The sequence below is a fragment of the Halogranum roseipondis genome (genome assembly GCF_059695585.1).
On record NZ_JBUEED010000005.1, the window covers coordinates 1 to 15901 of the forward strand.

Genomic DNA, 15901 nt, shown 5'->3' on the forward strand with positions numbered 1-15901 from the left:
CTATCTCAGGTCTATATGAATGCTGATATAAAATTTGAAGGACCCATCGTCTTATCTCAATCTACTCTATGCGGTTCACCTCTGCCTGTGCATCATTGACTCGTAACTCTCTATCCCCCTTCATCTCACCACTCGACTACGATACAGACTGTGTTATCTATAACTGATAGTTCCCCAAATCTTGCTCTGCTCCAACGTTCCCTGAATCCCCTCCTTGCGACACACCGGATGCACACTCGTACCCCACCCTCCCTTTGGACGGTTTTGGAGGTTCGAATGTCAAAATAACGGCTGCAGAATTGCATAGGATGGCGGAGGACTAATTTGAGTGCGTTATTTGGTATATGAAAGTGAGTCAAGTGGCCTTCGTTGATATATGTAACGTGTGACGGCCGCTACCAGCTACATTCTGGCAAATCGAGAAATTGGGAGATGAAGTTACTCATCCTATATGAAAGTGGGTTCAGATGATAAATGAAAATCGAGGGGTGGAACCACTAAGACTGCTCAATTACTCACGTAGAAGCCCTCATTCGTATTTGCAAACCGCAGTCTTGAACGATCGCGAAATACCGCGGGTGAATGGGTTCTTGAACTGTCAAATATAACCGTGTCTGCTCGTTTGGCTCAGTTACTGAGAGAGGGATTCCCCTTGATCATCGATCTGCTCGTACATCTCCTCGGGGAATGGGAGACTCCCATAAATCGAGTATGGACACTGGTCTCGCCCGATACAGTATCGCTGTATATCATCATTCGAACAGTTCATTGGGAGCGGGATTTCACCGTTGATATTGTTGTCGAGTTCATACCGAATCTGGTACTCCGTCTCTTCTTCGTCGTACCAGGGCCACCGGGAAAACAGGTCTTTCAGATCACTGATAAACTCTTCTGTACTCTCGTCTCGATACTGGGGGAGCCACCACGCCATCCGCACCAGATTGAAGAGGTCTTTCCGGACGGGTTTCTTCTCTTGCAGGCGCTCATCCATCGCCGCCATACAGGGGAGCTCGAATAAATCTTTAAGGTCACTGATGGGGAGCGGTTGAGCACCGTCGCTGTATTCGGTGAGTGTGTACCGATTCAGACGTGCGTTCTCAACTGTGACGCTTGTGTGATCGCGGTTACGTGAGAGAACGGTCCCGAGACTTCGCGGCGAGGAAATGGACTCACAGATACGTTGCTCCCACGCTCGCTCTGGCTCGTACACGTCAAGCGCCTTGAAAAGGTTGCTTGCAGTCTGCGTCTCGCCGAGTTGGGCGATATCATCGTCCGCGGCTTTGACTGCGTTAATGACCGTCAACAGATCACGCTTCTGCTGGCTCCAGTTCTTCCACACGCGGTGGGTCTGTCCGGCTTGGAAGAACCGGTCGATGCGGTCGGTGATTGCCGATTCGTTTGCGGTGAGCCAGCTCCGTTGTTCTGCAGTTAGCACCGTTTCTTGGACAGCGAGTAGGCGGCCGAACGCATCTTCTGCGTACTCACGGTACTTTGTCATAAAATTCGAGGCGGGGACGTAGAGGTGGTTGTCCGCGACGTGTGCTTGAATCTCACCCTGTTGACCCTCGTCGCCATCTACACGAGCGAGACAGTTTCGTGAGGCAGCGACGAGTGGAATCTCGAGATAGTACCCCTCACCAAACTCGGGCTTGGTCGTGATATCCGTACAGACACGACCCGGATGGACGCCATCCCCACCAGGTGCTTTCGCATAGAGAGTTTCAGCGATCTCCTGATGGAGCGACCAGTCTTCGTATTCACGAACCAGTGAAGCAATGTTGTTGACGTAGAGTTGGCGGAGATCGCCAATGAGGGCAAGACGTCGTGGTGGCGTGTCCTTGAGTTTGGGATGGTTCATGATGCAGACCGCCCCGAGCGTTGTCAGGACTGCTAGCATCCCTGGATCATCGACATAGGGACGCTCGGCTGCCTTTTTCCGCGTACTCGGTGCAAATGCGTCACAGGTGAACCGCTCGACGTCGGCGAGCAACTTCTCGGTCTGCTGGGTATCGTCGACAGTCCACTGCTGGTAGCCACGTTCGAACAGTTGTGTGAGCTGGAACTCGTCTTTGTCTCGGGGGAGGGCTGCGACTCGGTACGCCGTATACTCGTCGTTCAGGGGAGTGTCTCGACTCATGCTTCCAGAAACGGGGGGATTGCGTCGGTACGGAAGTCAAACTCAGGGCTCTCGATAGGCTGGACAACGCGTGAGACATCGGCGTGCAACGAGTATGGCAGCCGCATCACCCGACTGCGATCAGCCGTCACAACAGGGTCGATGGGAATCTCATACGCTTCGAGCAGCAGGTCGTTAATCACTTCGCGACTCTGCTCGTCGTAGCGGTGTTCAAGATCGGTATCGAGCAGGTACACGTGACAGCCCTGTCCCGAGTAGACGACCATGGTTTCCTCAGCCGCGAAGTCATCCTCGAAGATTTTCTTGACAGTGAACCCGTATTCGAGTGTCTGCTCGATATCTGCGAACCCATAGGGATACCCCTCGGGTGGGCTGTCAAAGATACCCGTCTCTCGAAGCTGCTCAGTCCCGACGTCGTCAGGTGAGTCAACAGTCGTGCTCTCACGGGCCGCACGCTGTGCCGCGATGTCTTTCGCGTCGATATCGACGGTGAGCACCCACGGCCGTTCCCAGTGATCTAACGCGTAGTAGACGGCGTCGGGGCGTGGCTCAGGTTGATCACAGAGGTCTGGGTCGACCAGTGCATAGTCACTCCCTTGGATCGGGTCGTACCGAGCCGGGTACTGGAGGAACGCCACAAGGTCGTCCGTCGAGTCGAACTGTCGGACACTGCGGTCGCCGGTCCCATTGGTTCGCCAGGTGCCGCGACGGATGAACGAGCGGTCAGGCGCACCTTGTTTCCGTATCGGGTAGGCCTCACGGAGCGCAATTGCGTACTCCTTCGGGCCATCGACGGTAATGTACGACGGCAGGTCGTCGAGTCGGGCTGGAAACGTCTCCGTGTAGTAGGTGTGCAGTTCCTCACGGGTTGCGCTTCGCCACGTCGAGGTCATGGGTCTGTCTCAACCTCTGTTTTGAGACTCCGGAACGTGTGCAGTGCCGCCATGCCCGCCACATCATAATTGCCAATCGCAGCCCGGAGTGAGCTAATCGTCCGCGTTTGGGTGGACGTCAGCGACACGTTGAGTTTCCCAGCATTAGTGAGCGTTTCGATTACTTCCAGCAGGAACTCCTTGTTTTCACACGCCCAGACAGCCGCCGCGTCGACGCTTGCGAGCTTCTCGTAGTCCGAAAGCAGTGCGTCGTCGTTGTGACTCGGGGTTTCGACTTCACCAACCCAGATGAGGTCGTCTGCAGCGTCAAATCCAGCAACATCAAAGACCGTTTCCGCCGTATGCTGGTAGTAGATCTCTGTTCGGGTGACCTCTTCTTGTTGAGAGAGCCACGCCTCGAGGAAGATAACACCGGCCTTGTGGGGGGTTTTCTCACCGAGATCGCCGATACCTGGATTGACGTTCAGTGATCGATCAAGGAACGTGCGGCCTGCAGGCAAGACCGAATAGTACGTTTGCCAGAACGACCGATGCTCTTCGATGAACCCCTTCTCTTTGAGCACCTCGACATCGAGATTGGAGAACGGCTCTTCAAGTGCGGTCATGCTCTCCAGCAGCGAATACTCCTCGAGCTGGTGGTTCATTGCGTCAAGCACGAGGCCGAGGAAGGCTGCCTCATCCCGCGTCACACCCTCTGCACGAAGCGTGTCATCCGGAATATCCGTGGTAGCTTCTCTGAACCGAGGAGAGTCCGACGTCGATTCGTGCTGACTCTGTGTCGTCTCAGGTAGTTCTGACTCACCGTTGGAAGTCACAGCAGACTCGTTAGCGGCCGTCTCGAGTGACGCGAAGTCCTGAACCGTCACTTCGATGCCGTACTCCTCAGCGCGTTCAGTGATATTGCCGAGTCGTGTGAAGAGTTCACCGGGTGATGCAGCCGTGTCACGAGCACGGTGGACAGCGGCATCAACGTCGTCTTTCGAGGCAAACTGACAACAGGCACTGGCCTTCCGCTTTTCAGCCTCTGCATACACAGCACCACAGCACTCACAGACGTAGTGCTCGGCAGTCGCGTCGAAGTGTATGTGATCGGGAAGTGTGACGTCTGAATGAGATTCTGCCGTTTCCTGGGTCGTCGCCGACTCTGCGGTGGTCGTTACAGCGGCAGTGTGCTCATCTGGGGGTACTGATGCTGATTGCTCTGAAACCGTGGCCTCTGCTGGCTCCTCAGATGGGCTCGTGGCATCCGTACTGCCGAACGCAGGTGAGTCCCCGATATCTCGTTCCGTACTCGACGCCTTGTTCGGTGGAGTCGGTGCTGCATCATCTGCTGTAGACGCCTGCATATCGTCGCTCTCACCGCTGGCACCGAAGAAGGTCGTCTCCGATGCGTCACTACTTGCAGCGACTGTGTCGGTGTTCGTTGCTTCTGCCTCCGTGTTAGCGTCGTCACCCACCTTCTCGAGCGTGTCTCGTGCATCTTTCCGTGGAAGACTACTCTCAGAACCGGGAAGACTGCACTCCTGCTTGGTTCGTTGCATGACCCGGGGAACCGACATCTCCTCGAACAGATGTCGGTCATCCCCAGAGAGGGGGTTCTCACTCTCCGGATGTCCCTCGGGAATCGGCAGTGACGCGAGCGAGAACGGGGCTGGTCCGGTCTTCCCGAAGCCCGGACTCGGCAATTGCGCAATCCACTCGCCATCTGGTAAGCGCCCTACACGATTGCGCAACTCGCTCGTACTCAGATTCTCGTGGGCCATCGATTCGGCGAGCTTCGCGTCCGTCGCGATATTGCCGATGAACTTCGTCTTGACGTTGTTCAGGATTTCCGTGTATGGTCGGTCTGAGGTACTGTGCAAAGCGACTTGCTCAGGATACTGCATGATCAAGCCGAGACTCACCCCGAAGGCCCGTCCTTGGGGGATGAACTGCTCGTAGACCAGCGATGAGGTTGCCACTGCGGCGGCCTCCTCGATGATCATGTTCACAATCGTATCGTCGGCTTCAGTGGGCTGCGTATCTCCCCCAGTCAACGTCCTCCCTCGGCCGCGCCGCCCCTGCACGGCATCCCAGAGATTGCTCAACAGCACCATCGTCAACGCGCGTTGGGATTCCGTTCGGAGGTCCCCGATATCGAAGAGAACGACTGCGTCTTTCGAGAGGAACTCGCGGAAATCGAAGGCGTTGCCGACGTACTCCTCGGCCGCTGTATCCCACTCAGGGACGTGAGTGAACATCTGATAGAGATGCTCGTGTTCGACGAATTTGTCGAGGCGGTTCGCGGCTGCGCCCATCGTCTGTTGGAACTGCCGCTCGTCGACCTGGCACTTCTGGACGAGCGATCGTTCGATATGAGCGTTCGCCTCACACAGTTCAGGGAGCGTCTGGTCACGACTCATCTGGAACACGGCGTGAATCAGGTCCGTGAGATTGAACGCGTCCTGCCCGTATTCGCGGTCGAACAATGCCTTGATGAGGAACGTCAGAATCTCGTTGGCGACGTACGCCCGGTCGTGACGCTCCTCACCGAGAATCAACCGCATGACCTCGTGGAAGTGCTCAACCTTGTCTTGGACGGCGTCCTTTCGGTTTCGTCCGGCGGCGAGGGCTGGCCGAATATCGAAAAACGAGACCGCCGGCAGCATTTCTGGGGCGTTGAAGTAGTAGACGTCTTCGAGCGTCCCGTATTTCGCATAGTGGGCGTGCAGATAGTTCTCAGCCATCCCGTCGCCCTTCCCTTCCAAGAGGACGGTCGGTCCGAGAACGTCCTCGTGGAGCGAGAGCATTTCGTTCTGCGTGGCTTTCGACTTCCCGCTCCCGGTCGCTCCCGCTCGAATGTAACTGGTCGTCAACAGCTTCGGGGGAATCCGAATCGGTTCGTCCAGCGGGTCGTTGCGATTCCGGAGTGGCTTGCCGACCGCCATCCCTGGGCCGCCGAACTCCTCGAGCATATCCGGATCCGGCAACGACAGTGGCTGGCGCAAGCGCTCTTTCCCCCGTGCTCCCCGCGACCCTTCGGTCGTCAGTGTCTGTGCACTGGGGACGGCCACGAAGTTCGCGAGTTCGTCTGCGTTCAAGATGAGCTGCGGGCGGCGTTTCCCCAGTGACGAGTGGTTGATCGAACGACTGAGCAGCCGTCTGAGTTCCTTGCGGGCAGGATCACGAACGTTCGTCAGTCCATTTGTGACGCGACTCCCATCGAGGTGATAGAAGTAGCCGTCCAGATGATTGAACGCGTTCGCGAGCGTCTCGATGTTGTTTCTCGCCTGTGCACTGACCGCATCGTCCGGATCGGCTGGCAGGGTAGCAACCGCTCGCATGTTCACCAAGAACGTCTGCGAAGGCCCTTTCTGGTCGATGAGCGCCTGTCGTGAGGCGACTTCCCCGCTGGCCGCACTCGTCGTCTGCCGTGTACTCTCTCCGACGTGCGGTGGGTCACGCCCGCGTCGCCGGTCACGAATCCGTTCTTCATCCGCGCCGACGAGCATATCGGTGAAGCTGGTTTTCGCCGATTGGATGGCCCCGTCGTGTTTGGTCTCGATCTGCTTTTTGCGGCCTTCCGCAAGCTTCTGCCAGCTGCTGTACCGCGTGAACAACACTTGCAACGCGGAGGGGGTCGTCGCTTCAGCAAGCCGGTCAACGGCCGTCGCAAGTGGTGCTCGAGCCGGATCTCCAGGCCCTGTTGTCCTGTCTTGGAGCTGTGAATATTGTTTGAGTGGCGTCATCCAATCGCGGCTCCGTTCACCCACGCCGTTCCACCGCGCGGCGAGTGGCGTTCGCTCGGAGAGTGACGCCTGCTGCATCTCGGCGTCGTCGTCAATCACTTCGTCCGTGTCCGAGTCCACTTCCTGTTGACCACCACGCCCACAGAGTTCTGCCTCCACGTCGACCGTCTCTTCAGCGAGGTCGTAGCTCGACGGGTAGGCCGTCTGTAGTTCGGACAGGAGCGTCGGTAGCAGGTCTTCATCGTCGACGCCGAGGTAGAACCGGACTGGTGCCCCATCCCCCTGTGTGAGGACGAGAAACTCGAAGGTGGGTGGACTCTTTCGAGGGTCGTACTTGACCTTCCAGCCCGTCCGGAGCTTCCGAAGTCCAGCAAGGCGAGAGACGAGATCCGTGTGGTCGACGCGTTCGCGAGCGGGTTCGATCCGGATGTAGCGTCGGAGCTCAGTCATCGGCCTCTTGGGGTGCAGTCTGGACTCCCGCTTTCTGCAGGAGCGAGTCAGGGATGTCGTAGTCGTCGATGCGATCCTCGGATGCAAGATACTGGACGTCGTCGACATCGAGATACCGCTGATCGATGAGGTATTTCCACGGATCCAAGTCGTCATCCAGCACATGCACCTCGTAGTCGTTGACGTGCAACGCGAGTGACTTCGACCAGTCGTTGACCGTGAGCAGACACTCCGAGTACGAGCCGTCCTCGCCGGTCTGGGCCGTCGCGATGAAATTCTGCTCTGCGGGGGTCAGGTCGTGAAAGTCGACCATCTCGTCGCTGACCGACTCGTGGTGGAAGATCTGCTTGATATCACAGAGGTTGTAGACGTTGCGCGCCTTCTCCGTGGCCTCGTCGGATTTCTTGTTTGTGTTCGCGATGAACTCATCGACCGTCTGTGAAATGAGGGTGATGGCGGTGTTGAAGTGTCGACTGTGCCGGATGAACAGGTCGATCATATCTGTCGTCGCGGCCCGCCGCAACAGATAGTGCGCCTCGTCGATGGTGACCTGCGTGCGGCGGTCGCTGCTTTGGGCCCGCTGGTAGATCCAGTCGAACATCACATGCATGAACAGCGGGGCTTGTCCCGTGTCGGCGAACATCGACATATCGATGACGACGAGGCGATTGTCGAGTTCGACGTTCGTCTGGCCGTTCAGATTGTCGTTCTCCCCACCGTGTTGGAACGCTTCCAGCCCGAGCAAGAGCTGGTAGGCGTACTTCTCATCGGCCTCTTTGAACCGTAGCTCGAGTTGTTCGACCTCTGGCTGGAGGCGCTCGGCGTCGGCCTCCTCGTGGAACTCGAAAAACTCGCTGGGCTGTTTCCCATCGGCAAGCGCATGCAGCATCTCGAGGATATCCTGCATCGTCGGGCTCGTGTTTTCGTGGGTCGCCGGGTCGGCAGTGATGCCGTATTTGAGATAGGCGAGTCTCACCGTTCGCCGGAGGATGCCCTCCTGCTCCTTGGTGAGCGATTGATCGGCGACTGCCGAGAAATGGGTCCGGAACAGTTCCATCACCGAACGAAATTTCTTCTTGAACGGGTCGTCAGCCACGTCGTCGATGCCACGCCGAATCTCCAGTGGGTTGACCGTGTTCTGCCCACCGAAGCGAATCACCTGCCCACCGAGGTCTTCGGCGAAGTCGACGAAGTCCCCCAGTGGGTCCAAGACGAGCATCTCGATCTCGGGGTCCATCATCAGACGATGGTACATCTCGTGTTTCTCGGCGAACGTCTTGCCCGACCCCATCTTGCCTGCAATCGCCTTCGAGTACGACGAGAGGTTATACCGGTCGAGGATAACGGGTGTGTTGGTCCCATCGAACCCATAGAAGATGCCATCAGCGTCGGCCACTGTCGGCTCGATAAAGGGGAACATCGTCGCGATGGCGGTCTCCTGCATCAGTTGGGTCGACTTGATCGGGTCCGTCCCGTAGGGTGCCATCGCGTCCTGGGATTCGACCTGCCGTTTTTCGAGGGTGACTGCCTTGGCGTTGGCCGTACTGAGAGAGTCGACGACGCGCTCGGTTGCTTCGTTGAGTTCCTGTTTCGAGTCGGTAACGACCTCAATGTAGATAGCAAAATCGAACAGTTTGGTCTCCCCGAGGATGATATCCCAGATGAGGTCTTTCACCATCTCGCGGTCAGCCTCGGCTTCATGCGTGTCAGTCCGGTTCTTCTGTTGTTTCTTCGTGAGACGGGCTCGGAGTTGGGTGAGTCGCTTCTGCAGTTTCCGAAGGACCGTCCCCGTATCACGGGGTTCGATATGCTGGGTGACACGGATGTGGTCGTTCGTCGTGTACAAATCCTCAAGCCACCCAAGCGGGACACGCTCGGGGAAGCCGTGGATCGTCAACGTCCGGACGTACTTGTCGTTGCGAACCATGTATCCCGACTCGAACAGTTCCGACTGTTCGGTGAGCTGTCGTGGGGCGATGATGTCGCGGTCCGAAAGCGAGCGTTCGGTGGCGTCTTGGACGACGCCAAGTCGGAGGTCGCCATCGTCGGCCTCTTCCAGTTCGAGCAGGTATTCGGCCTGTTCGCGAATGTTCTCTTTCGTGAGCTCGTCGCCGTTCGCTTCGAGGACGGCCGCTGCCCGATCGAACGTCTCGTCGTCGATGTCGTTCAACGATGGCGGCGACTCCGCCCACGGTAATACCGATCGGAGCCAGCTGAACCGGTCCGACCTCATCAGAGATCACCCGCCGTGCTTGTCGCGTGGTCGAAGCGCTCGAACTGCGGGTCGACGTGATTATAGTAGTGATACAGAATCTCCATCGTTTCCTGGCGGTCGGTGACGCGGCTGATCGAGACGTCCGTTCGGCCGAGTTTGTTGAGGATACGGCGTTGGCGCTGTTGGACTTCGCGGATACACAACTCAGTTCGTGCGTCCTCATGAGTGTCGACGCCGGGGAGCCATCCGGCGGCCCACGAACTGACCGCTCCAACGAGCGGAATCGATTCAATCTGGCTGAGTGCACTTCCAGTATCGAGGTTCTTGTGGACCTGTTCGGCCTCGACACGGGTGACGACGTAGAAATCCCGTTGTTTGAGGTCCTCCTCTTCGATGTTCGTGTTTGCCCACTGGATGTAGAACTTCCGTCCGTACTGCAAGATGGGGGTCTGGCCGCGTGAGGCCATGTTCGCCCCGGCCGTGTAGAAGCGCTCAAGATGGCCGGTCAAGTCGAACGTCTTCGGATAACAGGGGACAGCCACGCTCGATTCGAGCGACATCAGAAACGACATATAGGCGCTCATGGTGTCGCGTTTGGCCTCCTCGCTGAGCGAGAGCCAGTTCTGGGGGTAGACCTTCAGTAGGCCGATGTAGCTGTCGCCGTCGACGGCAATGCCATCGTCACGAACGTAGTCGAACCCGAGTTTGTCTTGGGTCGTTCGCTTGCCGCCGAGTTTGTCCTCGAGCTCGAAGTGATCGCGAGCGCGGGCTCGCTCGCGGGCCGTCGGCAGGTCCGTGTCGATATCGTCGAGAAACTTGTCGAGTTGTCGGAGAACCTTGAGGTCGGATGTTGGGGCTGAGTCATCTCCGTTGTAGCTCGGGGCTATCTCGTTGTCAGTCCCCACGTCGTGTGTCCGTGAGCCCTCTGACGAATCGTCGTCCGCTGTGTCGTCACGCTCCGGTGCGTCTGGTCGGTCGTCTGTTGAAGTAGCCGAACCCATAGATAGTCACTTCGTGTCGGCGTCGCGTTCTGCTTCGATCGTCTCGATGTCGAGTCCCTCCTGTCGAACACCGACGACGTCCTGCACAACTGGCGTTTCCTCTGCCGGTCGCGTTCGGCGATTGTAGGACGTGTTTGACGTGAGATAGTACTCAGTCGCTGCCCGGGCGTAGTTGATCGGACGCTGGCCAGCGGGAGTGACCAACAGGATGAGTATCCCGAGTGCGAGCCCAGTCCCCCCAGCCACCAGCAACACCGTCCCGGTGTAGCCGAGGCTCTGGGCGATGCCGAGCGCCAGAAAGGGGATGAGGAGGACTTCACCGACTTCGCGGGCGGTGAGACCGAAAACGAGCTTTGTGTTAATTATCCGACCTGCGATCGGAAAGGTCTCCATGTACTCTTTGTTACCACATAACACAACTTAATGCTTTTTCTGGCGAAAGGACATGAATTTACTTCTAGATAGCTAAGGTATATGTGTCATTCGTGGTGACTGTAGTTGGGTAGTTGAGTAACAGGGGAGTGATCGCTGGCAAGCGACTTATTCAAGACTACCACACAAGTTCGAAAACGGACCTATCTTGCCATCGAATTGCGTCAACTGCATCCGGCAGTTGGGCAAGTCGGGCTTCGACGACAGCCATTGGATGCTCGTCGATGAACTCAGCGGGCTTGCGATCAACGACAGTACTGGACCCGTTCACCTGAACATGCACCGGGCCGAGTTCCGGATGGTCGTCGTCTTGATGCCATCCTAAGAGGAGACTCCGTTCCGATTCGACCCAATTGAACCAATAGAAATCATAGTCAGTCGCACCCTCCACATCAAATCCGATTTCGAGTCGTGCCTCCTGTGTCGGATAATCGGACTCGTCGAAGAGCATTTTAGGGTCTGTCTCGGCCACAACGCGATACGGCCCTGGCTCACGGTGCGTTGCGACTCTGAGTTGCACCGCACTGAACGCTGTGGCGCTCTGGAAGCGATTCTTGATTCGTCGGTGCAGACGCTTGTTCCGGAGTCCGTCTCTATTTGCGAGAAAAATCATGCTAAGCTACGCGACCGAGAGCCGTTCGTCGCCATCGGAGCGAGAGAATTGGGTAACGTCCTCATAGAACTGGAGAGCGTGTTTCGTAAGCCGAAGCTCAGTTTCCAGCGCGTCCCACGTTGATGCAGCGTTTCTAATGTCCTGCATCTCCTTGGCAGACAACTCTTCGTGGACGAGCGTGTCGCGAAGTTCGGTCAAGGTTTCAACGCTGTACTCCGCCTGGAGTGACTCAAGTTGCGATTGGTACTCGACGAGCTTCGATTCGAGTTCGTCGCGACTGTGCTCGTTGATGAGGTCTAACACTTCCTCGAAGAGCAACTGAACTGGATTGAGCGCATACAGCGTCTTGCCGTCGGCACTCCGTGTCTGCACTTTGTTTGCAGCGACGAGGGTATCTAACTCACTATCGGCTGTTGCCCATGCAACGTCTGCCTGATTTGCGATTTCTGTGACGGTTGCCGGCTCGTTGAGTGTCTCGACGACCATCCGGACGCGTTCTCGCCCGCTGTATTCCTCTGTCCACGCCTCTGCGTTCGGATCAGTCATGGTGTAGTTCACAGGACGGCCTCTGTACTCAAATAATTTTGTGTGACTCAATTAATTGAGCCACTCAATCGGGTGGGGGTACATCACAAGGAGATAGCTGCTAGCAGGGACACCCTTTGAGAAAATGGCTGCCAGCTTGTACTTAAGTGACTTCCGCTGCTGAAGGAGCAGGCGGCTGCAGTCCCGGGAACACGGCGATTCAGGTCGTAGTCCCAAAGACTTCCATCTGTGAGTAGTCTGCGACCAGCCCATCAACACCTAACTTAAGAGGGGTCTGTGCCTCCCGCCAGCTATCGATCGTCCAGACGTTCACCTCGCGACCTTCTGCGTGGACAGTTTCGACGAGATCCTTGTCAAGTACGCCCGTCGATGGATTGACTGCCTTGGCACCAATATATAATCATAGAATAATTATATATTCTAAAAACACCTATAGTAATTATTACTGTCTTTTTAGTAGCAAACTTAAATAGGGGTGTAAGCATATTTGATGCTAAAGGGATGCCCAAATATGAGTAGGGGCGCTATGACTTCCACAGATTGGACTATTGGGCGGCGATATTCGCCTCCACAGCTGTCGGCAGCTGAGATTTTGTACGTCGACCCCGACGAAGAAGCGGGCAGACGGGTGGCAGACGCCTTTGAGGACGTGGCGGTGACTGTCGTTTCGACCGGTACTGAGGCACTCTCAGTTCTCAACGAACAGTCGATCGACTGTCTCATCAGTGAATACCGTTTACCCGGCGGCGACGGACTCCGCCTCCTCGAAGCGATCCGTATCAGAGATGATGAGATTCCATTTATTTTGTATACCGACGCTGGGAGCGAAACTCTCGCTAGTCGAGCCATCACAGCCGGTGTCTCTGAGTACGTTCAAAAATCGGAAACGGACTCTATAAGCGAGTTAACAGACAGCGTCGAAGCACTCCTCTGGGAGCAATCGAGACGTGAGCAGTCCTCGAAACTCGGTGAGATGCAAACGCTCGCTGAATCCATCGACGACTACGCTGTCTTTTTGCTCGACGATGACGGCCGAATTGCCTCCTGGAACAGGGGAGCGGAGAACATCATGGGCTACACGAGAGATGAAATCATCAGGGAACATCACTCCATTTTCTCCCCGAGAGACATGCTTGAACGGGGAGTGTCAAGCGACCTTTTGGCGAAGGCATGTGTCGACGGACATGCTACAACTAGGGGCTGGTGTGTGCGCAAGAATGGCTCACGGTTCTGGGCGGAAGTGGTTCTCATTCCACACTACGACCAGTCCATGGAACTCCGACAATTTGCGATGTTCACACGCGATCTGACCGAGCAACAACAATGGGAAGAACAACTTCGTCGGGAACACGAACTGACCACGCGCATTCTGAGCACTGCCCCCGTCGCTATCGCGATTCACGGAGCTGACGGAACTCGACGCCGGATGAACGCCCGTGCCCGAGACATTCTACAGATCACCCCCTCGAACGACGACCAGTCAGTCGAGAACCAAAACGAGGTGAGCTACTACACTCCGGACGGAACACCACTGGACGAGCAGGACTATCCGACCCAGCAGGTCCTCGCAAGCGGCGAGCCGATGTTTGATCGTGAGGTCCTCATCGAGCGATCAGACGGCAGTCGCGTCCATGTTTCCATGAACAGTGTTCCACTGTTCGATGCCAACGGCGATATCGAGCAAGTGATTACCACAGGACAGGACATTACTGAATTAAAAAAGCGAGAACGACGACTCCACGAGACACGACAGGAACTCGAACAGACCGTCGACACGCTTCGGCGAACGAACCGCAAACTCAAAATAACGGAGACTCGCTTCGAGGCGCTCACAAAGAACTCTTCGTTCGCCGTCATTTCAATCGACAGCTCGAGTACCATTCGATACGCGAACGAAACGATTGAAGACATTTTTGGATACAACCCGGACACATTGGTCGGGACATTGGTGACGAGACTGATGGCTGACGAGCTGGCGCCGAAACACGAAGCAGCCCTCAGGCGCTATCTCGAGACTGGCAACCGCCATCTTGATTGGGAGTGGATCGAACTCCCGGGACAACACAAAGCGGGACACGAAATCCAACTTGGGCTGTCATTCGGCGACATTAGTGTCGACGGCGATCATCTGTTTACGGGCATCATTCGGGATATTACCGAACAGGAAGAACGCAAGCAGGAGATCGAGCGACGCCGCGAAGAGCTCTCAGAGATCGTAGACGAACTTGAACGTTCGAACGCCGAACTCGAACAGTTCGCATATGTGGTCTCACACGACCTCAAAGAACCACTCCGAATGGTGACAAGCTACCTTCAGCTGTTAGAACATCGGTACGCGAACGCACTCGATGAGGACGCCGAGGAATTCATCGGGTACGCGGTTGATGGGGCAGACCGCATGCGACAGATGATCGACGATCTGTTGACCTACTCTCGCGTCGGGCGCGACGACACCGAGTACAACCAGGTTGATTGTGAGCAGGTTGTCAAGGACGTCCTTCTGTCGCTTCCTGATGTAGATGCCGCTACGATTACGATCGAAGACCTGCCAACGGTCGCAGGAAATCGTTCGCAACTCGTGAAGCTCTTTCAGAATCTCATCAGCAACGCCATCAAATACAGTAACGCTGGCTCTGCGACCATTCACGTCAGTGCCACTCGCCAACCCGACGAGTGGTGGCGTATTGCCGTTACAGACGACGGCCCTGGTATCCCTCCGGACTCTCATGACGAGATTTTTAATCTCTTCACATCGCTTGGGGACTCAGATGGAAGCGGAGTCGGGTTATCCATCTGTCGGAAAGTTGTCGAACAGCACGGAGGGAAAATCTGGGTCGACTCCGAACTCGGCGAGGGGACAACGTTCGTCTTCACACTACCACCGTGCGACACCGTCGAGACTGACCGCACTGAATCGCAACCGTCATCTGGTAACTTGAGGTGAGCAGAGCTTGGCTCAACAGTCGCTTCGTGCAACATGCACATAACGGACGAACCCAGCACGTTTGACCACTGGGTACACCCTGATATCGTGATACCCAGCAGTTTCCAGCCACTCGGTCATAAGCGCCCCAGCAACGTAGACGGCGACTGGCGCAAGTCTCGCCCCGTGTTCGAGAATCGCACGAATGACCGCTGCATCTGTCTGTAAGAACTGCCCGTAGGGTAGATCGGTCACAATCGCATCGACGGGTTGTGAGTAGCTGCGGGCGTCAGCGTGTTCGACTCGCTCGTCATACCCAAAGTGCGATAGATTTTCATGGGCCATCTGTACCATCGCTTGGTTCCAGTCTGCCCCATACGCCTGAATACCGCGTGACTGGGCTTCAAGCAAAATCGAGCCCGTTCCACAACAGGGGTCAAGCAGTGTCTCTGCAGGCGTGACAAGATTAACGAGTCCCCGTGAGAGGCGACTGGACAGTGAAAATGACGTTCGACAGGGTTTGGCGTCGTGGCGTACATAGGTGTGGTCACACTCGGTGACGATTTCCCCAAACCAGAGCTCATTCTTGTGAGCGAACATCAGAAACCGGTGTTGTGGATCGTCAAGGTCGGGATATGCAGGGAGTACGTCGGCGAGTGCGACAATGGTTGTTTGGCGAGAATTGTAGTATCCGTCGGCGGACGCATGGATCTCGATGCGAAAATCGTCCGCTGCAATGTTAGTCTCGTCGACGGCCCTCACGAGGCCATCCAACGTTGCACCGCGTGCGAGGAGCTGGAGTCCCGTGTGTACATATGCGGCGTCGGGGACCTGTTCGACAGTCTCACAGAGCGCGACCCCGGCTCCATCCGGTATCCCACCAGTAAGGTTGCGGCACTCTGCTGCAATCAACGCGTTGTCCTCCATCCGTGAACAGATGGCCGCGAAGCCGTCTGTGGAACG

Annotated in this window: 11 protein-coding genes; 1 reads left to right on the forward strand and 10 read right to left on the reverse strand. The window is 56.5% G+C overall.

What is annotated here, in order from left to right; all coding sequences use genetic code 11:
* Nucleotides 1-631 precede the first annotated feature (631 nt).
* The 9 genes from EOHIBHHM_RS20260 to EOHIBHHM_RS20300 form a co-directional block, all read right to left on the reverse strand.
* Complete coding sequence (locus EOHIBHHM_RS20260; protein ID WP_497257698.1) at nt 632-2137, reverse strand: primase-associated protein; 1506 nt, start codon at nt 2135-2137, stop codon at nt 632-634.
* Nucleotides 2134-3030, reverse strand: coding sequence for a bifunctional DNA primase/polymerase (locus tag EOHIBHHM_RS20265; RefSeq protein ID WP_497257700.1), 897 nt, complete (start codon nt 3028-3030; stop codon nt 2134-2136). The genes EOHIBHHM_RS20260 and EOHIBHHM_RS20265 overlap by 4 nt, the downstream gene beginning before the upstream one ends.
* A complete protein-coding gene (locus tag EOHIBHHM_RS20270; protein ID WP_497257702.1) occupies nt 3027-5984 on the reverse strand; it encodes an ATP-binding protein in 2958 nt (985 codons plus the stop codon). Before EOHIBHHM_RS20270 ends, EOHIBHHM_RS20265 begins: the two co-directional genes overlap by 4 nt.
* A 1216-nt stretch (nt 5985-7200) precedes the next feature.
* Nucleotides 7201-9378: a VirB4 family type IV secretion system protein gene (locus tag EOHIBHHM_RS20275; RefSeq protein WP_497257704.1), complete on the reverse strand. Its 2178-nt coding sequence runs from the start codon at nt 9376-9378 to the stop codon at nt 7201-7203.
* Nucleotides 9379-9440: 62 nt separating this feature from the next.
* The gene (locus EOHIBHHM_RS20280; RefSeq protein ID WP_497257706.1) at nt 9441-10328 is read right to left on the reverse strand and encodes a TraC-like domain-containing protein; all 888 of its coding nucleotides are present in this window, start codon (nt 10326-10328) and stop codon (nt 9441-9443) included.
* A 102-nt stretch (nt 10329-10430) separates the two neighbouring features.
* Entirely contained in the window at nt 10431-10817 is a 387-nt protein-coding gene (locus tag EOHIBHHM_RS20285; RefSeq protein WP_497257708.1) for a hypothetical protein, read from the reverse strand.
* Nucleotides 10818-10974: 157 nt separating this feature from the next.
* Nucleotides 10975-11328 carry a hypothetical protein gene (locus EOHIBHHM_RS20290; RefSeq protein WP_497257710.1) on the reverse strand — a complete coding sequence of 118 codons (354 nt, stop codon included), beginning with the start codon at nt 11326-11328 and terminating at the stop codon, nt 10975-10977.
* Between the two features lie 147 nt (nt 11329-11475).
* A complete protein-coding gene (locus tag EOHIBHHM_RS20295) occupies nt 11476-12015 on the reverse strand; it encodes a DUF7342 family protein (RefSeq protein ID WP_497257712.1) in 540 nt (179 codons plus the stop codon).
* A gap of 199 nt (nt 12016-12214) precedes the next feature.
* On the reverse strand, nt 12215-12409 hold the full coding sequence (locus EOHIBHHM_RS20300; RefSeq protein WP_497257859.1) for a glycerophosphodiester phosphodiesterase family protein: 195 nt from the start codon (nt 12407-12409) through the stop codon (nt 12215-12217).
* 132 nt (nt 12410-12541) lie between these two features.
* Here EOHIBHHM_RS20300 and EOHIBHHM_RS20305 point away from each other — a divergent pair, with 132 nt between their 5' ends.
* Nucleotides 12542-14959 carry a PAS domain-containing sensor histidine kinase gene (locus EOHIBHHM_RS20305; protein WP_497257714.1) on the forward strand — a complete coding sequence of 806 codons (2418 nt, stop codon included), beginning with the start codon at nt 12542-12544 and terminating at the stop codon, nt 14957-14959.
* 12 nt (nt 14960-14971) lie between these two features.
* Here EOHIBHHM_RS20305 and EOHIBHHM_RS20310 read toward each other — a convergent pair whose 3' ends face one another.
* The gene (locus EOHIBHHM_RS20310; RefSeq protein WP_497257716.1) at nt 14972-15865 is read right to left on the reverse strand and encodes a TRM11 family SAM-dependent methyltransferase; all 894 of its coding nucleotides are present in this window, start codon (nt 15863-15865) and stop codon (nt 14972-14974) included.
* Nucleotides 15866-15901: the final 36 nt, after the last annotated feature.